This window comes from Pontimicrobium sp. MEBiC01747, from assembly GCF_053601635.1.
On sequence record NZ_JBSHNS010000292.1, the window covers coordinates 1 to 21,561 of the forward strand.

Here is a 21,561-nt window from a genome sequence, read left to right on the forward strand (position 1 = left end):
TTTAAGATGTACATATTGTATGCCAGCAGAAGGTATTAAATTATCTCCCAAAGCGCATTTAATGACGCCCGAAGAAATTTATACCATTGCAAAAACATTTGTAGCACATGGTGTTACAAAAATAAGGTTAACAGGAGGAGAACCCTTGGTTAGAAAAGATGCTCCTATAATTTTAGAAAAATTAGCAACATTACCAGTGGCACTAGCCATAACAACTAACGCTATAATAGTAGACAAATACATCCAAACGTTTAAAACTTACGGCATTAATAATATTAATGTTAGCTTAGACTCTCTAGATAGAGAAAAATTTAAACAAATTACCCGAAGAGATTACTTTAAAAAAGTATACGATAATATTTTACTTCTTGTTAAAGAAGGATTTAATGTAAAGGTAAATGTAGTATTAATAAAAGATTTTAATGATAATGAAATCATCGACTTTATTAATCTAACAAAAGAGCTTCCTATTGTAGTTCGTTTTATAGAATTTATGCCTTTTGATGGCAATCAATGGAATCTTAAAAAAATGGTGTCTTTAGATGCTATTATGAATACTGTTTTTGCAACATTTCCAGCTTTAAATGTAATGCGCCTTGAAGATGCATTACATGATACCTCTAAAAATTATGGGATTAAAAATTACAAAGGATCTTTTGCAATTATAAGCTCTGTAACAAATCCATTTTGCGATTCTTGTAATAGGCTACGATTAACAGCAAATGGACAACTTAAAAATTGCTTGTTTTCAAATTCAGAGTCCGATTTACTTACAGCATTGCGTTCAGGTAAGGATATAACAGCAATAATTAAAGAATCTATAACAGCAAAATTAAAAGTAAGAGGTGGTATGAATACTTTAGAAAAATTAAAAACACCTCAATTACACTCTAAAAATAGAAGCATGATTACAATAGGCGGGTAAATAAAATAGAAATAATCGAGATAAAAATACTATCTTCAAAAACCAAAAAAACAATACCGATGACAGATTTAGACATTGCCAAAAAAATAGAATTAAAGCACATCAGTGAAATTGCTAAAAAATTAGGATTAAACAGCAACGATATAGATATGTATGGTAAATACAAAGCTAAATTACCACATACTATTATTGATCATGAAAAAGTAAAAAAGAGTAATCTTGTTTTAGTAACGGCAATATCTCCCACTCCAGCAGGAGAAGGAAAAACAACAATGTCTATTGGACTGTCTGAAGGATTAAATCAATTAGGAAAGCAAACAACAGTGGTATTAAGAGAACCTTCTCTAGGACCAGTTTTTGGAATAAAAGGAGGAGCAACAGGAGGCGGTTATTCGCAAGTGCTTCCAATGGAAGATATTAATTTACATTTTACAGGAGACTTTTCGGCTATAGAAAAATCACATAACTTATTAGCAGCAGTTATAGACAATAATATTCAAAGTAAAACGAATTCTCTAGGAATTGATGCTAGAACAGTAACATGGAAACGTGTTATGGATATGAATGATAGAGCACTTCGTAATATTGTAATAGGACTTGGTGGAACAACTTCAGGCGTGCCGAGAGAAACAGGTTTTGATATTACTGCAGCCTCAGAAATCATGGCTATTTTATGTTTAGCAGACGATTTAGAAAACTTAAAAGAACGCTTAGGTAATATTTTTATTGGTTATACTTTCGATAAAAAACCAGTATACGCAAGAGATTTAAAAGTAGAAGGCGCAATGGCTGCACTTTTAAAAGACGCAGTAAAGCCTAACCTAGTGCAAACCATAGAAGGCAATCCAGCAATTATTCATGGAGGACCTTTTGCAAATATTGCGCAAGGGACTAATTCGGTTATAGCAACAAGAATGGGAATGTCTTTATCAGATTATACGGTTACAGAAGCTGGATTTGGAGCAGACCTTGGAGCAGAGAAGTTTTTAGATATAAAATGCCAAAGCGCAGGTATTTCACCAAAAGCAGTGGTGTTAACAACAACTATAAGAGCATTAAAATATCATGGAGGTGTAGATTTAAAAAGCCTAACAGAAGAAAATGTAGACGCTTTAAAAAACGGATTGCCAAACTTAGAAAAGCATATAGAGAATGTAAAGCAATTTGGAATTACACCAGTGATAGCCATTAATAAATTTCTTTCGGATACAGATGCAGAAATAGAGGTAATAAAAACGTATGCCAAAGAGAATAATATTCGTGTAGCATTAGCAGAAGTCTGGGCAAAAGGAGGAAAAGGCGCTTTAGATTTAGCACAACATGTAGTAGACGTAGTAGAAGCATCAACCTCTCAGTTTACACCTATATATAATTGGGAAATGGATGTGAAGTCTAAAATAAAAGCAGTAGCAACAAAAATATATGGAGCAAAACATGTAGAGTACACAGCAAAAGCTAAAAAGGATTTAAGAACAATAGAAAATTTAAAACTAGATAATCTGCCTGTTTGCATAGCAAAAACCCAAAAATCACTATCAGACGATCCAAAGTTATTAGGAAGACCTAAAGACTTTACTATAACAGTTCGAGAAATAGAGATAGCAGCAGGAGCAGGGTTTGTAATACCAATTACAGGTAACATGATGAGAATGCCAGGATTACCAGCACACCCAGCTTCAGAAAATATTACCATAGATAATAATGGGGTAATCTCTGGATTGTTTTAAACAATTGATATTAAGTTAAAAAGTTAAAGAGACCTGTAGAATTTTAACAAATAACTTATAATAATTTCTAGTAACTTTGTGTAAAACGATGTTATTACATACTATTTTATGACAATACGCAACTACAACGGTAAAAAGATTATGGCAGATACGGTAGAAACTACCATAGATGCTCTTACCGTAGAAGAAGCGTTGCAAATAAATATAAATGGTAAACCCTTTACAGTAACCATGAGAACTCCGGGGAATGACGAGAGTTTAATTCGTGGATTGTTGCATTCAGAAGACCTTATTACCAATAAACTATTTAACCCAGAAATTGTTCTAAAAAAAGAAAATAAAGCCTCTATAATTACCATAGCCAATATTACTGTTCCCGAAAATGAATTGGGGAATGGTTATGCTAATAGTAGAAGCATGCTATCCGTATCATCTTGCGGTATTTGTGGCCGAACGGAGTTAGCAGAACTTAATTTTAAGTATACTCCTAACAACGTGAATAAAAGAATAGATAGTGATTTAATACCTAGTCTTTTTAATAAAATGAATGTTTTACAACACGACTTTAATAAATCTGGAGGAACACATGCAGCAGCAGCTTTTACTATAGATGGAAGGTTAATATGTGTAATGGAAGATATAGGAAGGCACAATGCCGTAGATAAAGTAATAGGAGAACTCATACTATCTAAGCAGCTTAAAGAAGCAAAAATATTAACAGTAAGTGGGCGTGTTTCGTACGAAATAATTATGAAATGCTTTAAAGCGAAGCTTCCTTTTTTAGCAGCTGTTTCAGCACCATCATCATTAGCAGTAGACTATGCAAAAGAATTTGGAATTACATTATTTGGGTTTTGTAGAGATGGAAGAGCAACCTGTTATTCGCATGTAAACAGATTAAATGTAGATAAAAAGTCATCAATAACAATTGAATAAAAAAAACTAGCAATCAAAAGTATATGTCAGATAATCTAAGTGAATTATTAGGAAGAAAAGGATTAAAAGATAACCTCTTTCAGCGATTGGGTGAAACTGCCAAAACAGATGGAACGCCAAACGATGAAGAATTAGCTAAACTAGCAGATGAATTTTTGATAGGAAAAGCACATACTTATGGAACAGCAAGTTTTTACGATTTTTTAAAACCCGAAAACAAAGGGAAAAAAGTATACGTATGTAATGGGACAGCCTGTGTTTGTGCAGGAACTCAAGATCAAGTTATAGAAACATTAAAAAATCATTTTCAAGGAGACGAAATTGGACACATGACATGTTTAGGACGTTGCCACGAAAATAATGCATTTCATTACGACAAGAAAAATTATTCAGGAGAGGCTATAAACAAAGTCGATGAAATTATTAAGAATTTACCTAGTTTAAATAAAGATAACTATCATGTAAAAGCTAGTGGAAAAGCAATACTTACGCAGCCTTTTACAAACCTTCAAGATTATTATGCCCCTTTTAAAGACGCATTAAAAAAAGATCCATCTAAAGTCTTAGAAGAAATAAAAACAGCAAATATTAGAGGTCGTGGAGGAGCAGGTTTTCCTATGGGCTTAAAATTGGAGTTCTGTAAAAATCAAGATAATGACACTAAATTTATAATATGTAATGCAGACGAAGGAGACCCAGGAGCATATTCAGATCGTTATTTACTAGAAGAAAGGCCTCATTCTGTTTTATTTGGAATGCTAATTTCGGGATATGTAACTCAGGCCAATTATGGGATTTTATACATTAGAGCAGAATATCCAGAAGCCGTACTTGTTGTTCAAGAAGCAATAGACAAATTAAGAGAAGAAGGGATTATAGGCAATAATATTTTTAATAGCGGTTTCTCTTTCAATCTTAAAATTATTCAAGCACAAGGATCGTATATTTGTGGGGAGGAAACAGCATTAATAAATTCTATAGAAGGCCAACGTCCAGAAGTACGTGTACGACCGCCATATCCTGCACAAAAAGGACTTTTTAACAAACCTACAGTGGTAAACAATGTAGAGACTTTGGCGGCAGTACACTATATCATTGTTAATGGAGGAAACGCATGGAAGCAATTAGGTACCGAACGTTCATCTGGAACAAAATTAGTGTCATTAGATAGTTTTTTTAATAAACCAGGATTATACGAAGTAGAAATGGGGACACCATTAACAGTGGTAATAAACGAATTAGGAGGAGGGTTTAAAGAAAAAGTAAAAGCGTTACAAATAGGAGGGCCTTTAGGTGGTTTAGTACCAATATCTAAAATAGCAGATTTAACACTGGATTTTGAATCGTTTTCTAAAGAAGGATTTCTATTAGGGCATGCCTCTGTAGTAAGCATTCCTGAAAGTTTTCCTATGATACAATTTTTAGAACACTTATTTGATTTTGCTGCTTATGAAAGTTGTGGAAAATGTTTCCCTTGTAGATTGGGAACCAAACGAGGTCATGAATTACTAACTAAAGCAACACAAACAGATTATAAAATAGACAGAACTTTATTTAATGACCTTTTAACAACACTAGCAGAAGGATCATTATGTGCGCATGGCGGCGGAATACCACTTCCAGTTAAAAATGCTATGCAATATTTTGAAGAAGAATTAAAAACATATTTCAACTAAAACCTAAATGAAGATGAAAACGGCATACATAGACAATCAAGAGTTTGAAATAGTTGAAGGAGAAACCATATTATCTTTTGTTAAACGATATAAAGAGAAGGGCTTAATCCCTACTTTGTGCGATGCGCCAAACCTTGACCCTTTTGGATCATGCCGTGTATGTAGTGTTGAAGTAGCATTACAAGAAAATGGACCACTAAAAACAGTAGCATCTTGCCACACACCAGCTTCAGAAGGACAATACATATACACAAGCACAGAAGCAGTAAAAGCTTTGCGTAAAAATATTATAGAACTTGTATTAACAGACCACCCGTTAGATTGCTTAACCTGCGAAGTAAATGGAAATTGCGAATTGCAAACCGTTGCAGCTCAAGTAGGCATTCGCGAAGTAAGGTATCCAGAAGGAGAAAATCATCTAGATAGAGAAAAAGATACAAGTCACCCGTACATGACTTCAGATTTATCAAAATGTATAAACTGTTATAGATGTGTTCGAGCCTGTGATGAAGTCCAGGGAGAATTTGTATTAAACATGTCTGGACGTGGTTTTGATACTAAAATAATCAAAGGGTTAGATACGTCGTTTATGGAGTCAGACTGTGTAAGTTGTGGCGCCTGTTCGCAAGCATGCCCTACATCTGCAATCTCAGATGTGTTTCAATCTAAGGCCATAAAAGCAACAGAAACAACACGAACTATATGTACATACTGTGGTGTAGGGTGTAATTTGGAAGTGGCAACAACTAATGGCGAAATTTTGAGTATTCAAGCGCCCTATGATGCAGAAGTTAATCAAGGACACACTTGCCTTAAAGGACGTTATGCGTTTAAATTCTATGATCATCCAGACCGATTAAACGCTCCTATGATTAAGCGAAATGGTGTGTTTGAAAAAGTAAGTTGGGATGAGGTATATACATATATTGCTTCTAAACTTACGGGATATAAAAAGAACTTTGGAGCAGATTCTATTGCAGGAATATCTTCGTCTAGATGTACTAACGAAGAAAATTATTTAATGCAAAAATTCTTTAGAGCGGTTATACAAACTAATAATATAGATGGTTGTGCAAGAGTATGCCATTCGCCAACAGCTTTAGGTATGCAACGTGTTTTTGGTACTGGAGCAGCTACAAATTCTATAGAAGATTTAAAGCACACTAACTGCATTATGGTTATCGGGGCAAACCCTACGGATGCACACCCAGTAACAGGAGCTAAACTGAAACAGTTTGCTATGAAATCTGGAAACGTATCTATTGTTATAGACCCTAGACGAACAGAAATAGCTAAATATGCAACACACCATTTAGCATTACGTCCTGGAACCAACGTAGCCGTACTAAATATGATGATGTATTATATCATTACAGAAAATCTAGTAGACACTTCATTTATTGAGACTAGAGCAGAAGGTTATGAAGATTATAAGGAAGCATTATTAAAAATAGATATAGATAAGCTAGAACAAGTTTCGGGAGTCGATAGAGAAGACGTTAAAGCAGCTGCCATAGCATACGCAAAAGCTCCAAATGCAATGTCATTTCATGGTTTAGGCGTTACAGAACATTCTCAAGGTACATTTACAGTAATGCAAATAGCAGATTTAGCTATGCTTACAGGAAATATAGGAAGGCAAGGTGTTGGAGTAAATCCATTACGAGGGCAAAATAATGTACAAGGTTCTGCAGATATGGGAGTGCAACCACATCAAGGCGCAGGTTATTTAGACGTCACTAAAGATGAAATAAACAAAAAATATAACGAATTTTATGGTGTAAAAGTACCAAAGCAAATTGGCTATAAAATCCCTGAAATGTTTGATGCGGCTTTAAACGGAGAGTTAAAAGCTATTTGGATTATTGGGGAAGATGTGGTACAAACAGACCCAAATACTCAAAAAGTAATAAAAGCGCTAGAAGCTACAGATTTAGTAATAGTTCAAGAGTTATTTATGACAGAAACTGCGAAGCATGCAGATGTTATTTTGCCAGGAGCTTCTTTTCTAGAAAAAAGTGGAACCTTTACTAATGGAGAACGTCGCGTACAAGCAGTACATCAAGTTGTAGAACCAATAAAAGGCTGTAAACCAGATGGGCAAATTATAGTTGATATAATGAACAAAATGGGGTACAAGCAACCCGATTATACTCCAGATGGTATGCTGGAAGAAATCTCTCAAATCGTCCCTTTCTTTGCGGGGATAACATGGGAGCGTCTAGGAGAGAATGGTTTACAATGGCCAGTGGCACCAGATGGAACAGATACACAAATATTACATACAACAGAATTCAAAAGAGGAAAAGGGTATTTTGAATTTAACCCTTGGGAAGAAACTGTAGAGCTAACAGAACATGCTAAAGACTATCCGTACATATTAACAACAAATAGAGAGTTAGAACATTACAACTGTGGAGCAATGACGCGTCGTACTGCAAATGAAAAAATTCTTCAAGATGATTACCTTATGATTCATCCAAATGATGCACAGTCTCATTTTATAAACGAAGGCGATTATGTTTGTTTGGAATCTCCAAGAGGAAAAGTAGATGTAAAAGCGCGTATTACCGATGAGGTTAAACCAGGTGTTTTAAGTACTACATTTCATTTTCCAGAAATCATGATTAATAATATTACGGGAGATGTACATGACTCTGAGGCCATGTGCCCAGAATATAAAGTTGTCGCCGTTAGAATTCGAAAAAGTAAAGGGAAATTTAAACAACAACATTTAGTTAATAATTAATAGACTATATGATTTTTATCATATAATCTACTTGGTTTTCAATAGAACTTTGCACTCTAAATTTAATAGTAATGAGTGCAAATACCATAAAAATTGTAACTGCTGAGAGAGCAGTTTCTATTGTAAAATCTAACGATAAAGTTTTTTTTCAAGGAGCAGCAATGACTCCAAATGTGTTGATAGATACCTTATGCGAACGCTATAATGAAATAAAAGGTGTCGAAATTATTCAAATTCATACCCACGGTAAAGCAAAATATTTAGAGCAACCCTATAGCAACTCCTTTAAACTAGTAAGCTGTTTTGTTGGCGATAATGTTAGAAAAGGAGTAAACTCAAATAATGGAGATTATGTGCCTATTTTTTTGAGCGAAATCCATTGGCTATTCCGAAGACAAATTTACCCTTTAGATGTAGCTTTTATTCAAGTTTCTCCACCAGATAAACATGGTTACTGCTCTTTAGGAACCTCTGTAGATATTACATTACCAGCAATTCAAACCGCAAAAACGGTAATAGCGCAGATTAATCCAAAAGTACCCAGAACGCACGGTGATGGTATTATTCATGTACGTAATATAGATTACGCTATAGAGGTAGATACACCAATTCATGGCTCTAGTATAGGGATTCCTTCAGAAATAGAAACTAGTATTGGGAAGCATGTTGCAGGTTTAATAGACGACGGGGCAACGTTGCAAATGGGAATAGGAAATATTCCTAATGCGGTATTACATAATTTAACTCACCATAAACGTTTAGGAATTCATACAGAAATGTTTTCAGATGGGATATTACCATTAATAGAAAAAGGAATCATTACAGGAGAAGAGAAAGAAATTAAAACAGGTAAAATAGTTACTTGTTTTGCTGTTGGATCTCAAAAACTATACGATTTTATTGATGATAACCCTTTAGTACATTTTAAAGAAGCAGGCTATACAAACGATACTTCTATTATAAAATTAAACCCTAAAGTTACAGCAATTAATAGTGCTATAGAAATTGATATTACGGGGCAAGTGTGTGCAGATACTATAGGTAAATATCAATATTCTGGAGTAGGAGGGCAAATGGATTTTATAAGAGGAGCAGCACTTTCACAACAAGGGAAACCCATTTTTGCTATGCCTTCTGTTACAGCAAAGGGAATTTCTAAAATTACACCGTACTTAAAAGAAGGCGCAGGGGTAACGACTACAAGAGCCCATGTACATTATGTTGCTACAGAATATGGGGTAGTTAATTTATTTGGCAAAAGTTTAAAACAAAGAGCAAAAGCATTAATATCTATAGCGCACCCTAATTTTAGAGAAGAGTTAGAAAGAGAGGCGTTTAAGCGTTTTAATTAATTGAATATTATTCTACAAAATAATAAGGAGCATCTAATTTAGATGCTCCTTTATTATCTAACCAAAAAATATAAATTTTAGCCCAATAATTCGGTTTCTAATAGAATCGCTTTTGGGTGTAAAATATTATTTTCTAAATGTATATGCTTATGTAAATCCTCTTCAAACTCTTGTAATTTAGCATACAGTGCTTTAAAAGTATTGCATGCCCCTTCTGGTGGCATATAATTATTTGTTAATACTGCAATTTCTTTAAAAATATCTCCTGCATTTTCATGTTCGTGTTCCATCATTTTTATTGGGTTATTAACGCTTCCAAAAGGAGAGGAACTAGAGGTGTTATTAGCTTCCATTTGTTTAATATATGGAAATAGAACTCGTTCTTCTTTTTGTAAATGAGCTAATAACTCGTTAGCCACTTCATGAAACAATTTGTTTACGGTAACTAATTTTGGGTAGTGACTTCCGTGTACTTTGGCAACTTTGTTTGCGTATTGCGAAAGTATAGGTAGGCTCTCTTTAACATAAGTATGATGGACGTTTATAATATGGTCTATTAAAAATGTTAAACTCCATGAGTCATAATCGTATGCACGATCTATAATTTTAGTAACATCTAAAAGTTCTTGTTCTAAAAGAGATTGGTCTACATTATTTTTAGCACAAGCTTTCTCTATGGTAATACCGCCTCCACAGCAAAAATCAATACCATGTTTTTTAAAAACATCGGCTGTTTTTATATTCTCTGTCACAAAATCTGCAACTGTTTTTTTATTAGCTATTTTCATGATTTCTGTAGTTCGTTTTTAAATAAAGTAGGTTTTATAACTAGCATTACCCAACCCCAATTGTTAGTGTTTCCATCAATATTTCCTTTTAAAGCTTCCATTCCATCTGAAGCAAATAGGTGAGAATAACCAGCTTTTAATATTGCATATTGCTGAAGTTTTTTAGAGTACACTAAATCCAATTCGTTTCCTAATTGTTTGTCGTTAAACTCTGCAGCAGCAGAAAAGTTATGGAATGCAACATTTAAATTAGAAGTCTCATTAAATTTAAAATTGGCTTTTACATGTAGATCTAGTAAACCAACATTATTAATATGGTTTCCAACATAGAAATAGTCCATTAACCCGTTAAATTTATGATTAGTACCATAAAAAGGAGTAAAGGCATTATTGTCCCCATTAGTAATAACACCATTATCATTACCACTTTGTAATTCTACCCCTAAGCCAAGTTTTGTTTTACTTGAAGCCATGTAGGACGTTTCTAAACCTAATAAATAAGCACTAAGAGAATTATCTGCAACATCATTACCAAATTGGTAGTATAGGTTACCTGTAAACCCAAATTTTCCTTTTTTGTATTTTAAATGCGATCCAATCGTTTGGCTATATCTTGTATCATTATTATCTGCATTTGTAGCATCAATAAATTGTAAACCATTATTTAGTAGTAAAAGACTTCCAGAGAAATGCTCCCAGTCTTTATGTAACCAAGCATATTGAAAGCTTTTATAAGTATTGGTGTTTAATGTTGTTTCTGTTAATGTTTCACCATCTTGATTAAAGGCCACACCAACATCTAATTTAAATTTTTCTTTTTTGTATTTAAACATAGCAACATCATGACTTCTTGCCTGTTGCGCCCAATTTACATTTCCAAAAAATCTACTGTCATCGTATACTATTTCTTGTCTACCTAGTTTTAAGGCAGTGTGTTCGGTTAATCCTATTTTAGCCCAAGCTTCATGTAAAGAAAAACCATTATTGTCTGCGGTGTTTAATTGAGGAACATCTCCCCATACTCTAATATCTTGTATACTTATATAAAAATCTAGTTTTTCCATTTTGTACCCCGTATTTAATCTTGTACGTTGCGATACAAATGCGGCTGGATCTGTATTATCTGGAAAGAGTGTTTTAAAACCATGCCTGTATTCAAATCGTGGACGTATTTCTGCGTCTACTGTAAGCTGCGCATAGCTATTTGTTATAAATAATGTAAATAGTAAAATTGAAATTCTTTTGAGTAGTTTCATGGTAATATAGTTTAAGAATTAAAAGATAAATCCATCTTTTATCTAACAAAGATAGAACCATGAAACACTTGAAAATATGACTTTTGTCAGCTTATTAGATAATTTTTTCTACAACATTTTCGCACAATTCTAATGTTTCTTTTATATCGCTTAACGTTGTTCTAGGGTTAATTAAACACATACGTAAAACTATCTGGTTTTGTAGCACTGTAGTAACCAATAAAGCTTCTCTAGAGTCAACAACTTGTTTAGAAATAATTTGATTTAAAGCATCTAACTCTTTTTCTGAATACGACTTACCTATTGGGTTGTATCTAAAATTAATTACGGCAAGTGTGGCAGGAGAAACCACTTCCCAATTTGGGCTTTTTCGAAGTAAATTTTCGGTATTTTCTGCTAGCTCTATATTATAAGATACAGCTTTTCTAAAGGCTTCTAAACCAAAAGTTTTAAGAGACATATAAAATTTTAAGGCTCTAAAGCGTCTAGTAAGTTGAATACCATGATCGTAAAAATTAATTTCGGAGGTATTACCTTCAATATCTCTAAGGTATTCTGGTTTTTCACTAAATGTTTGACTTAGCCATTTATGATTGCGTACAAGTAGACATCCCATTTCATACGGTTGGAAAAGCCATTTATGTGGATCTATGGTTAAAGAATCGGCTTTTTCTATACCTTTTAACAGGCTATTTCCTTTTTTTGATAGGATAGCTGCAGCACCGTATGCTCCATCAATATGAAACCATAACTTTTCTTTTTTACAGATTTTCGCTATTTCATTTAAAGGGTCTACTGTTCCCGTATTTGTTGTGCCAGCAGACGCTATAATACAAAAGGGTTGCAAACCTTCTAACCTATCTTTTGCAATAGCATTTTTAAGTTTGTTAATGGCCATTTTAAATTCTATATCGGTAGGGATAATACGAACTTGTTCTTTTTTAAAGCCTAATACGCGAATAGCTTTAATGTTAGATGAATGGGCTTGATCTGACATGTATATTATAGCTTTAGAAAAATCATCGCCACAACGTTGCCTTCTAGCAGTTACTAATGCAGTTAAATTGGCCATAGAACCACCACTAGTAAAAATGCCTCCACCTTTTTTAGCAGGAAATTTAAAAAGTTTTAATAACCAATTCATTGTTACAATCTCTAGCTCTGCTGCTGCAGGAGAAGCGGCCCAGCCTCCTGAAAAAATATTAAAACCTGTTGCTAGCGTATCGGCCATAACGCTTACATAATTACTTGGCCCAGGAACAAAAGAAAAAGATTTTGGATGAGATACAATATTACTATTAGGGAGTACCTTATTTATAACCAAATCCAATACATCATTGTACGGCATTGGCTCTACTGGAACTTCCATATTAAACATAGAATCCATCTCTTCCCGAGAGGCCTGAGTTACTGGTTTTTTATTATGTTCATTTGCAAAATGCTCAACAATGGTATCTATTACTTGATAACCAAATTGTTTCATATCTTCTTTGCTTAATTGCAACTTATGGGATGTGCTCATTTATATAATACTTTTTTGTAAAAATATTAATTACAAAGGCACGAATCACAATTTTTAATGCATTTGTCTAGAGGGATTTCACTTTTTAATATTTCTGTAAATCCACCATTAATATTAATAAGTTTAGTAAAGCCCTTTTGCATTAAAATTGAAGTCGCTATTACAGAACGATATCCACCCGCACAGTATATAAAGTAAAATTTATTTTTATCTAGTGTATTAAGTTGGTTATAGATAGTGTTTAATGGTAAATGAATGGCATTTTTAACATGGTTAGTGTCGTATTCATTTGTTCTTCTAACATCAATAAATGGAGCTTTTAGTAAAAGAGATTTATCATTAGCATTTAAAGATTTAATTATACTTGTATCATAATTATTAGCTTGCCATGCGTCTACACCACCATCTAAAAAGCCTAATACATTATCATAACCAATTCTAGATAACCTAGTAATAGCTTCTTTTTCCTGTCCTTTTGTGGCTACTAAAATTAGAGGCTGATTTATATTTTCTATTAAAGCTCCTACCCAAGGAGCAAAATCTCCTTTTAGTCCTATAAAAATGGAGTTTGTAATGTGTCTTTCACAGAATTCTTGAGCCGTTCTAACATCTAAGATTAATGCTTTTTTAGATGTTATATAGTTATTAGTTTCTTGAGCAGATAACGGAGATAATCCATCTGTAATGACCAGATTTACATTTTTATTTATTTGTTTGTTTAATTGTGCATTCTTTGGAAAATATTGAGGTGGCATTGTTAGTCCATCTAAAACAAGCTGTACAAAATCTTCTTTAGATAAATTGGGGTTTAAAGCATAATTTACTTGTTTTTGGTGCCCTAATGTGTCAAACGTTTTATTACTCATATTTTTACCACAAGCAGAACCCTTACCATGATTTGGGTAAATAATAATATCGTTAGGAAGTGGCATGATTTTTTTGTGTAGAGATTCAAACAAGTTTCCTGCTAAATCTTCTTTTGTAACTGTAGAGGTAACAGCAAGATCTGGCCTGCCTACATCTCCAATAAATAAGGTGTCTCCAGAAAATAAACAATGCTCTTTGCCCAATTTATCAATTAATAAATATGATGAAGATTCTAGCGTATGCCCTGGTGTGTGTAATAACTTTAAAATTATATCTCCAATTTTAAAATGCTCATTGTCTTTACCAACATAAAATTCAAAATCAGCTTTTGCGGTAGGTCCATAAATAATAGTAGCACCTGTTGCTTCTGCCAAGTCTACGTGACCAGAAACAAAATCGGCATGAAAGTGTGTTAAAAATATATACTTAAGTTTTGCTTTGTCTAATCTAAGTAAATCTAAATAAGGTTCAGTTTCTCTTAAAGGATCTATAATTGCAGCTTCATTATTAGACATTATGTAATAAGTAGCTTCTGCTAAACATTTGGTGTATAATTGTTGGACTTTCATTTTTACAAAAATTAATCTCAAAGTAACAATCCTTGTTGTTTGTATAACATGATAAAAATCATGTTTTTATTTCAACGTATAAAAATGCGTTTAATCGATATTTTTATCTTTCCGTAATATTATTTTCTTTAGCAACGCTCAATAATTTTTTATTTGTAGTAATATACTTATAACTAACTTTTAGGTTAATCTACTGTTTGTTAGTTGTTTATGTTAGTCTTGAATTTATAGCGCCAAAAATATGAATGATGTCATTAAAGTTTCCGATTTGAAAAAAATAATACACAATCTTATTTTGTTTATCGTTGTAGATACAAAAAAATACATAGCAGAAGATAAGTTAAATGAGTACGTTATTCATTATACCAAATGCTTTATAGAAGTCATGAATAATGCTACAACGGCTTCTAAAGACGATCATATGATAATAGATGTCATGAAAGTAATAGAAAAAGATATTCGCGATAACATATAAATTGTTCTATAGTATTAAAGAAATTCAATGTTTATAAGTGTAAATTGAATGTACTCACTTCGTATTGCTTAATCTCTTTTTGGCGAAAAAAGTATCAGTTTAAGATTAAAAATGAGTAATGAGCTAGTGTGAAATTATGTACTTTTAAATCATGGATAGAATAGTACAAATAAGTAATTCTTTTATTGAGGAAAACACTAATTTCTTAGCGCTAACATCAGAATTAAGAAGCGTGTTTTCTTCAAAAAGTATAATAGCTCCAATGCGTCATCATCACGATTTTCCTAACCCTAAAGCGGGAGAAGATACTACATTATTATTAATGCCAGCATGGCAACCAAGTGAAAATGCAGGCGTTAAAATTGTAACAGTTAGTCCAGAAAACACAAAATTTAATTTGCCATCTATACAAGGTACTTATATTTATTTAGACGCTGTAAAAGGAACTATAAAAGCCATTTTAGAAGCCAAAAGTTTAACCGCTAAACGTACGGCTGCAGCTTCTGCATTGGCATCGTCTTATTTATCTAGAAAAGAGTCTTCATCATTACTTATGATTGGTACAGGCGCTTTGTCTATAAACTTAATAAAAGCACATGCTGCTGTTAGGCCTATTACCAATGTTTATATTTGGGGACGCAACTTTGATAAGGCAAAACGGTTAGCAGCAATATTAAAACAAGAGGAATTTAAAGTAACAGCAATAAAAACAATAGAAGAGCAAATAGAAGACGTTGCTATTATATCTTGTGCAACTTTATCTAAAACGCCTTTAGTTCTCGGAGCGCATTTAAAAGCAGGACAACATGTAGATTTGGTTGGAGCATATAAAAAAGACATGCGTGAAGCCGATAACGACGTTATTAGGAAATCTTCTATTTATGTAGATACTTACCAAGGTGGATTAAAAGAGAGTGGAGATATAGTAATTCCTTTAAAGGAAGGAATTATAAATGAAAAGGATATAAAAGCCGACTTGTTTGAATTGTGTACCAGTATAAAGCAAGGAAGAAAAACTGAAGAAGAAATTACAGTGTTTAAATCTGTTGGGCATGCCATAGAAGATCTTGCTGCTGCTAATTATTACTATAAACAATATAAAAATGCCTAAAAATACTTACCAAAATATTTTAAATAACCCAGTATTTACTCCGCCAACAAACTGGTTGCAGGTAAAAACGATAGATATGCACACAGGAGGAGAGCCTTTACGTGTAATACTAGAAGGTTTTCCAGAATTAAAAGGGAACTCCGTTTTAGAGTATAGAAGATATTGTAAAGAAAATTATGACGTATTGCGAACGGCATTAATGTTTGAACCTCGTGGACATGCAGATATGTACGGATGCCTTTTAACACCTCCAAATGATGATGATGGAGATTTTGGAATTATTTTTTTACATAACGAAGGGTATTCTACAATGTGTGGTCATGCTATTATTGCTATTTCAACTTTGGCAGTACAAATGCATTGGATACAGGTTGTAGAAGGAGAGAATTTATTAAAGATTGATGCGCCTTGTGGCCGTATAACATCGTACGCTAAAGTAGAAAAAGGGAAAGTAATTAGTGTAAGATTTTATTGTGTGCCTAGTTTTGTTGTTGGCTTAGATCGCGTAGTTGAAGTTGCAGGATTAGGAAAAGTAACATACGATTTAGCTTATGGAGGTGCATTTTATGCTTATGTAGATATGGCAAAGAACAATTTTGAATTTGATTTAACAAACAAATCATACAGGGCATTAATAAAAACAGGTATGAATATTAAAGAAGCTGTAATGAAGACAGATAAATCTATTTTACACCCATTTGAAGACGATTTAAGTTTTTTGTATGGCACCATTTTTATAGACAACACAAAACAATTTTCTGGAAACGATAGTAGAAATGTTTGCATTTTTGCAGAGGGCGAAGTGGACCGATCACCTACAGGTTCTGGCGTTTCTGGTAGAATGGCAATACATAAAAAGCGAAACGAAATTAGCTATGGAGATGTTATGACGATTGAGAGCATTACTAATTCTGTTTTTAAAGGGTCTGTGATTTCTGAAGAAGAGTACGGCCCATTTTTAGCAGTAATACCACAAGTAGAAGGTGCAGCACATGTTACAGGAATGCAAACCTTTGTTATAGATCCTGATGACCCTATGAAAAAGGGCTTTATTTTAAGGTAAACAAACAAGCCTGCTTTTTAAGCTTATAAAAATGAATTATTATATATTTAAAGTCTCGGTTATAAAAAAACGAATAAGATTATGAAAATTTCTGGTTACTTTTATTTAGTTCTATTGGTAATATTATTTACTAGCTGTTCTACAAAAAAAGAAGAGGTCAATACTTCTAATTTTGAAAAATTAGCACATATAGAAAATGTTGTAAAAATCGAAAAAAGAGATACAATAAGTCATTTCGATGAAAATTATGAGATATGGTTTGAACAACCTGTAGATTATTCTGATGCATCTAAAGGAACCTTTAAACAGAAAGTTTATTTAGGATTTGAAAACGATTCGCTTCCTGTATTTGTTGAGTTACAAGGTTATGGTATTTATACAGAGAAATCTGGAGAACTTGCAAACCATTATAAAGCCAATCAACTCACAATAGAGCATCGTTACTTTAATAACTCGAGACCAGAAACCATAGATTGGAATACATTAACCATAGAAAATGCAGCCAAAGATCAAGCAAATATTATAAATGCTATAAGAGCAGCCATATACCCAAAGTCTAAATTTATAACAACAGGAATATCTAAAGGTTGCCAAACAACTATGGCACATAGAAAGTTTTTTCCAAAAAATGTAGATGCATGTGTATGTTATGTAGGGCCTTTAAATTACGAAAGAGAAGACCCTAGAGTCTATGCTTTTTTAGAAACAGTGGGGACAGAGGAAGAAAGAGACAAAATTAAGGCATTTCAAGATTTATGTTTTGAGAATAGAGCAGCGCTTAAAAAAATATTAGAAGAGACTGCTAAAGAGAAAAATATGTCTTGGGAGTTTGGAATAGAAAAAGCAATGGATTATACTATTCTAGAATACTCTTTTGCTTATTGGCAATGGGGTACAAAAAGTGAACAAATACCTTCTCAAGAAGCAACGCCTCAAGAGATATACAAACATTTAATAGATGTAGTAGGTTACGGTTTTTTTGAAACAAAGGCTGTAGATAATTTACAACCCTATTTCTGGGCAGCATTAACACAACAAGGTATTTATGGTTATGAAACTGCACCATTTAAAAAATACTTGGGAACCGATGAGGTTTATAAATTTGATTGGGCATTTCCAGAGGATGTTTCTAAAGCGTATGATACTAAACCAATGCAGGAAATAAAAACATTTTTAGATGACTCAGCAGAACGTATGCTTTTTATTTATGGAGAATACGATGCTTGGAGTTCTACGGCAGTAGAGTTGTCTAGTACTGCTAAAGATAGAGAACTCTATAAATTTGTTAAACCAAAAGGAGATCACAGGACTAGAATAAAAAGCTTTGAGCCAGAAAAGCAAGACACAATTTACAGTATAATAGATAGTTGGGTAAAATAACACAATTATTAATTAGCCATTAAAGCTTCTATATCCTCTATTTCTATAGGCATAGCCTCTGTTAAATTACAATTACCATCTTTAGTTATTAAATAATTGTTCTCTAAACGGCAACCTATACCTTCTTCAGGAATGTATATTCCTGGTTCGCAGGTTACAACCATGTTTTCTTTTAAAGGGATAGAATATAAGCCTACATCATGCACATCTAAACCTATATGATGTGCAGTGCCATGCATAAAGTATTTTTTATATAATGGTTTTTCAGGGTCTTGATTTGCAACTTCTGTTTCATTTAATAAACCTAATTGTATCAGTTGGTTTTCAACTATGCGAGCCATTTTTGCTTCATATTCTAATGGTATTACGCCTGGTTTTAATAATTTGCTACCTTCTTTTAAACAGTACAATACAGAAGAATAAACCTCTTTTTGTCTTTTTGAAAACTTCCCATTTACTGGGAAGCATCTGGTAGTGTCACTATTATAATTGGCATAACAAACACCAAAATCTAACAACACCATATCTCCACCATTACAAATAGAATCATTAGTATTATAATGCAAAGCACAAGCATTTTTACCTGAAGCAATAATAGGTTTAAAAGCATGACGAGAGGCTCCAGATTTTATTAAGTTGTAAATTAATTCGGCTTCTAACTCGTATTCGTAAATATTAATGTTGCAGTTTTTTAAGACCCTTTTAAAAGAAGTTATACTAATAGCTATTGCTTTTTGTATAAGTTCAATCTCAATATTAGATTTTACTGTACGTAATGCTCTAGTTATTTTTGAAACTCTATAATATTGATGTAAAGGATATTTTTCTTTGCACCATAAAATCATTCGGTCCTGTTGTGTTTGTTGGTTGTACGTTAGGCGCTTAATATGTTCATTATGTCCTAGGTAGAACCCATCAGCTTCAAAAGCTATTAATTGTAATATTTTTTCAAAATCTTGTAGCCATTCTACTCTTTTAATTCCTGAAATCTCCGAAGCCTTTTCCTTTGTAAGTTTTTCACCATCCCAGATTTTAATATGTTCGTTAGTTTCTTTTACAAATAAGAGTTCTCTATATACATTACTATAAGCGTCTGGGTAAAGCACTAAAATAGTTTCTTCTTGGTCTATTCCAGAGAGGTAAAATAAATCTGAGTTTTGAGCAAAGCCCATAACATCATCTGTATTGGTATGTTTTACATCGTTAGAGGTTAAAATAGCAATAGTGTTTTGATGCATTTTTGCAGTAAAACGTTGTCTGTTTTCTATAAATAAACGACTGTTAATTTGTTTATAACGCATGTTTAATGTCTTGTATTTAATATGGTAGAATATATCTTAAACTTTAGTTAAGATATAAGTCTATATAGTGACTCTATTTATGTTCTGGTTAAATATATAATAAGTTCATAAATTAATTATACCAAAAGTATTATTAGAATGCCTTTTTTCTAATAAATCACTTTAAAGACGTTATTTATATGTTAACTAGGAGTGTTAACTTTGTAAATATAAAGACATAGAAGATATGTACAATTATAATTTAGTAATTAACGATAAATCTACAGTAATTCCTTTAGAAAATATTCATTTTAGTGAGGAGAATAAAAGGGCATTAAACCAACTACTAAAAGAGTTTAAATATATTGAAGCTTTAAAAGAATATAATTTGCCTGTAGATAATAAACTATTGTTATTTGGGCACACAGGTTGCGGAAAAACTACAACGGCAAAAGCTATTGCAAAAGCATTAAGTAAACCTATTGTTATTTTAAATTTAGGAGAAATAGTCTCTTCAAAATTAGGTGAAACAGCCAAAAATATAGCTAGCATTTTTAAAAAGGCTGAAAGAGAAAGAGCAGTATTATTTATAGATGAGTTTGATTATATAGGTAGAATAAGAGATTATGACGAAAAAGATTCTAGCGAGATGAAACGGTTAGTAAATGCCATTATTCAGTTAATAGATTATTTGCCAGATACCAGTTTGTTAATAGCAGCTACTAATCATTCTAGTGTTATAGACACCGCTTTATTAAGACGTTTTCAATTAAAGCTGAAGTTTGAATTGCCTAGTAATAATGAATTAGATCATTTTTATGATACTTTATTAGCACAATATCCTAAAGAGTTTAGGAGCCTAAATAGAATTTATAAGACGTCTTATGCAGAGGCAAAAGATGTCGTTTATAGATTTGTTAAACAGCATATTATTAGTGCAGAAGAAGCCAAAGCCTTAATTGTAAAATAGTAGCTAAGCAGAAGCTAAAAAATAAAAAGTAGTTTTTAATGATAACTAAAAAAATAAGTGTTTTGGGTTGTGGATGGTTGGGGTTGCCTTTAGCTATTAATTTTGTATCGAAAGGTGTAAAAGTTAAAGGGTCTACAACTACAGATGAAAAAATTAAGGTATTAAAGTCCGTAGAAATACAGCCATACCTATTAACCTTAGATGAGGTAAACGATACAGTATATTCTCAATTTACTTTAGGAAGTGACGTTGTTATCATTAATATTCCACCAAAACGAGCTTCTAATAATGTAGATAGTTATTTAGATCAAATAGAACGTATTTTACCATTTATAGGAAAACATCAAAAAGTTATTTTTATAAGTTCTACTTCCGTGTATCAAAATACTAACAGTGAGGTGTTAGAAGATTTAAAACTTTCACCAGAAAAAGCTTCAGGTTTAGCAATTTTAAAAGTAGAACAAAAGCTTCAAGATGTTTTAAAAAATCGCGTAACTATTCTACGATTTTCAGGATTAGTTGGCTACGACCGTCAACCCGGGAGATTTCTAGCAAATAAAAAAGAGCTTAAAAATGCAGAAGCTCCTGTTAATATCATTCACAGAGACGATTGTATTGGTTTAATACAATCTGTAATAGAACAAAATGTATGGGGAGAAATTATTAACGGGTGTGCAGACCAACATCCAACACGTAAGGAATATTACACATTAGCCGCTAAAAAACTAGAATTAACACCTCCTGAGTTTATACAAGAAGATACTATTAGTTATAAAATAGTATCTAATACAAAGAGTAAAGTGCTACTAAACTACACTTACCAGTTTCCAGATCCTTTAGCATTATTGATGTAATTAAGCTACATGATAATACATGTTAGAAAAAGAAGTTGTAAGAAACGTTTTTTTAAAACTC

Annotated in this window: 17 protein-coding genes; 12 read left to right on the forward strand and 5 right to left on the reverse strand. The window is 32.7% G+C overall.

Going from position 1 to position 21,561, the window contains the following annotated elements; all coding sequences use genetic code 11:
- The 6 genes from moaA to ACVC2P_RS09505 all read left to right on the forward strand — a co-directional run.
- On the forward strand, positions 1-925 hold a 925-nt coding region (gene moaA, locus ACVC2P_RS09480), incomplete at its 5' end, for a GTP 3',8-cyclase MoaA (RefSeq protein WP_452598233.1).
- Positions 926-984: 59 nt separating this feature from the next.
- Positions 985-2,652: a formate--tetrahydrofolate ligase gene (locus ACVC2P_RS09485; RefSeq protein WP_452598234.1), complete on the forward strand. Its 1,668-nt coding sequence runs from the start codon at positions 985-987 to the stop codon at positions 2,650-2,652.
- Between the two features lie 141 nt (positions 2,653-2,793).
- The gene (gene fdhD, locus ACVC2P_RS09490; protein WP_452598235.1) at positions 2,794-3,588 is read left to right on the forward strand and encodes a formate dehydrogenase accessory sulfurtransferase FdhD; all 795 of its coding nucleotides are present in this window, start codon (positions 2,794-2,796) and stop codon (positions 3,586-3,588) included.
- A 23-nt stretch (positions 3,589-3,611) separates the two neighbouring features.
- The gene (locus tag ACVC2P_RS09495; RefSeq protein WP_452598236.1) at positions 3,612-5,264 is read left to right on the forward strand and encodes an NADH-ubiquinone oxidoreductase-F iron-sulfur binding region domain-containing protein; all 1,653 of its coding nucleotides are present in this window, start codon (positions 3,612-3,614) and stop codon (positions 5,262-5,264) included.
- Between the two features lie 13 nt (positions 5,265-5,277).
- Complete coding sequence (gene fdhF / locus ACVC2P_RS09500) at positions 5,278-8,013, forward strand: formate dehydrogenase subunit alpha (RefSeq protein ID WP_452598237.1); 2,736 nt, start codon at positions 5,278-5,280, stop codon at positions 8,011-8,013.
- Positions 8,014-8,084: 71 nt separating this feature from the next.
- The gene (locus ACVC2P_RS09505; protein WP_452598238.1) at positions 8,085-9,365 is read left to right on the forward strand and encodes an acetyl-CoA hydrolase/transferase family protein; all 1,281 of its coding nucleotides are present in this window, start codon (positions 8,085-8,087) and stop codon (positions 9,363-9,365) included.
- A gap of 77 nt (positions 9,366-9,442) precedes the next feature.
- On the opposite strand, the gene ric is transcribed toward ACVC2P_RS09505, so the two are convergent.
- The 4 genes from ric to ACVC2P_RS09525 all read right to left on the reverse strand — a co-directional run bounded on the left by ric (position 9,443) and on the right by ACVC2P_RS09525 (position 14,367).
- Complete coding sequence (gene ric, locus ACVC2P_RS09510; protein ID WP_452598239.1) at positions 9,443-10,153, reverse strand: iron-sulfur cluster repair di-iron protein; 711 nt, start codon at positions 10,151-10,153, stop codon at positions 9,443-9,445.
- Positions 10,150-11,409, reverse strand: a complete 1,260-nt coding sequence (locus ACVC2P_RS09515) for an alginate export family protein (RefSeq protein WP_452598240.1) — start codon at positions 11,407-11,409, stop codon at positions 10,150-10,152. Before ACVC2P_RS09515 ends, ric begins: the two co-directional genes overlap by 4 nt.
- 94 nt (positions 11,410-11,503) lie before the next feature.
- Complete coding sequence (locus tag ACVC2P_RS09520; protein WP_452598241.1) at positions 11,504-12,931, reverse strand: pyridoxal phosphate-dependent decarboxylase family protein; 1,428 nt, start codon at positions 12,929-12,931, stop codon at positions 11,504-11,506.
- 26 nt (positions 12,932-12,957) lie between these two features.
- Entirely contained in the window at positions 12,958-14,367 is a 1,410-nt protein-coding gene (locus ACVC2P_RS09525; RefSeq protein ID WP_452598242.1) for an MBL fold metallo-hydrolase, read from the reverse strand.
- A gap of 241 nt (positions 14,368-14,608) precedes the next feature.
- Between ACVC2P_RS09525 and ACVC2P_RS09530 the strand changes: the two genes are divergently transcribed.
- The 4 genes from ACVC2P_RS09530 to ACVC2P_RS09545 all read left to right on the forward strand — a co-directional run bounded on the left by ACVC2P_RS09530 (position 14,609) and on the right by ACVC2P_RS09545 (position 18,396).
- Complete coding sequence (locus ACVC2P_RS09530) at positions 14,609-14,842, forward strand: hypothetical protein (protein WP_452598243.1); 234 nt, start codon at positions 14,609-14,611, stop codon at positions 14,840-14,842.
- A 151-nt stretch (positions 14,843-14,993) separates the two neighbouring features.
- Complete coding sequence (locus tag ACVC2P_RS09535) at positions 14,994-15,953, forward strand: ornithine cyclodeaminase family protein (protein ID WP_452598244.1); 960 nt, start codon at positions 14,994-14,996, stop codon at positions 15,951-15,953.
- Positions 15,946-17,016: a proline racemase family protein gene (locus ACVC2P_RS09540; protein WP_452598245.1), complete on the forward strand. Its 1,071-nt coding sequence runs from the start codon at positions 15,946-15,948 to the stop codon at positions 17,014-17,016. Before ACVC2P_RS09535 ends, ACVC2P_RS09540 begins: the two co-directional genes overlap by 8 nt.
- A gap of 81 nt (positions 17,017-17,097) precedes the next feature.
- Entirely contained in the window at positions 17,098-18,396 is a 1,299-nt protein-coding gene (locus tag ACVC2P_RS09545; protein ID WP_452598246.1) for a S28 family serine protease, read from the forward strand.
- A gap of 8 nt (positions 18,397-18,404) precedes the next feature.
- Here the strand turns inward: ACVC2P_RS09545 and ACVC2P_RS09550 are convergent, their stop codons facing one another.
- Positions 18,405-19,697 carry an aminopeptidase P N-terminal domain-containing protein gene (locus ACVC2P_RS09550; RefSeq protein ID WP_452598247.1) on the reverse strand — a complete coding sequence of 431 codons (1,293 nt, stop codon included), beginning with the start codon at positions 19,695-19,697 and terminating at the stop codon, positions 18,405-18,407.
- 226 nt (positions 19,698-19,923) lie between these two features.
- Between ACVC2P_RS09550 and ACVC2P_RS09555 the strand changes: the two genes are divergently transcribed.
- Together ACVC2P_RS09555 and ACVC2P_RS09560 are read left to right on the forward strand one after the other, a co-directional pair.
- Complete coding sequence (locus ACVC2P_RS09555) at positions 19,924-20,646, forward strand: AAA family ATPase (RefSeq protein WP_452598248.1); 723 nt, start codon at positions 19,924-19,926, stop codon at positions 20,644-20,646.
- Positions 20,647-20,684: 38 nt separating this feature from the next.
- On the forward strand, positions 20,685-21,500 hold the full coding sequence (locus ACVC2P_RS09560; RefSeq protein ID WP_452598249.1) for an NAD(P)-binding domain-containing protein: 816 nt from the start codon (positions 20,685-20,687) through the stop codon (positions 21,498-21,500).
- Positions 21,501-21,561: the final 61 nt, after the last annotated feature.

What these genes read in the sequence shown, in the direction of transcription:
- ACVC2P_RS09485 (WP_452598234.1), top strand. Translation starts at nt 985, where the DNA reads ATGACAGATTTAGACATTGCCAAAAAAATAGAATTAAAGCACATCAGT.
- fdhD (WP_452598235.1), top strand. Translation starts at nt 2,794, where the DNA reads ATGGCAGATACGGTAGAAACTACCATAGATGCTCTTACCGTAGAAGAA.
- ACVC2P_RS09495 (WP_452598236.1), top strand. Translation starts at nt 3,612, where the DNA reads ATGTCAGATAATCTAAGTGAATTATTAGGAAGAAAAGGATTAAAAGAT.
- fdhF (WP_452598237.1), top strand. Translation starts at nt 5,278, where the DNA reads ATGAAAACGGCATACATAGACAATCAAGAGTTTGAAATAGTTGAAGGA.
- ACVC2P_RS09505 (WP_452598238.1), top strand. Translation starts at nt 8,085, where the DNA reads ATGAGTGCAAATACCATAAAAATTGTAACTGCTGAGAGAGCAGTTTCT.
- ric (WP_452598239.1), bottom strand. Translation starts at nt 10,153, where the DNA reads ATGAAAATAGCTAATAAAAAAACAGTTGCAGATTTTGTGACAGAGAAT.
- ACVC2P_RS09515 (WP_452598240.1), bottom strand. Translation starts at nt 11,409, where the DNA reads ATGAAACTACTCAAAAGAATTTCAATTTTACTATTTACATTATTTATA.
- ACVC2P_RS09520 (WP_452598241.1), bottom strand. Translation starts at nt 12,931, where the DNA reads ATGAGCACATCCCATAAGTTGCAATTAAGCAAAGAAGATATGAAACAA.
- ACVC2P_RS09525 (WP_452598242.1), bottom strand. Translation starts at nt 14,367, where the DNA reads ATGAAAGTCCAACAATTATACACCAAATGTTTAGCAGAAGCTACTTAT.
- ACVC2P_RS09530 (WP_452598243.1), top strand. Translation starts at nt 14,609, where the DNA reads ATGAATGATGTCATTAAAGTTTCCGATTTGAAAAAAATAATACACAAT.
- ACVC2P_RS09535 (WP_452598244.1), top strand. Translation starts at nt 14,994, where the DNA reads ATGGATAGAATAGTACAAATAAGTAATTCTTTTATTGAGGAAAACACT.
- ACVC2P_RS09540 (WP_452598245.1), top strand. Translation starts at nt 15,946, where the DNA reads ATGCCTAAAAATACTTACCAAAATATTTTAAATAACCCAGTATTTACT.
- ACVC2P_RS09545 (WP_452598246.1), top strand. Translation starts at nt 17,098, where the DNA reads ATGAAAATTTCTGGTTACTTTTATTTAGTTCTATTGGTAATATTATTT.
- ACVC2P_RS09550 (WP_452598247.1), bottom strand. Translation starts at nt 19,697, where the DNA reads ATGCGTTATAAACAAATTAACAGTCGTTTATTTATAGAAAACAGACAA.
- ACVC2P_RS09555 (WP_452598248.1), top strand. Translation starts at nt 19,924, where the DNA reads ATGTACAATTATAATTTAGTAATTAACGATAAATCTACAGTAATTCCT.
- ACVC2P_RS09560 (WP_452598249.1), top strand. Translation starts at nt 20,685, where the DNA reads ATGATAACTAAAAAAATAAGTGTTTTGGGTTGTGGATGGTTGGGGTTG.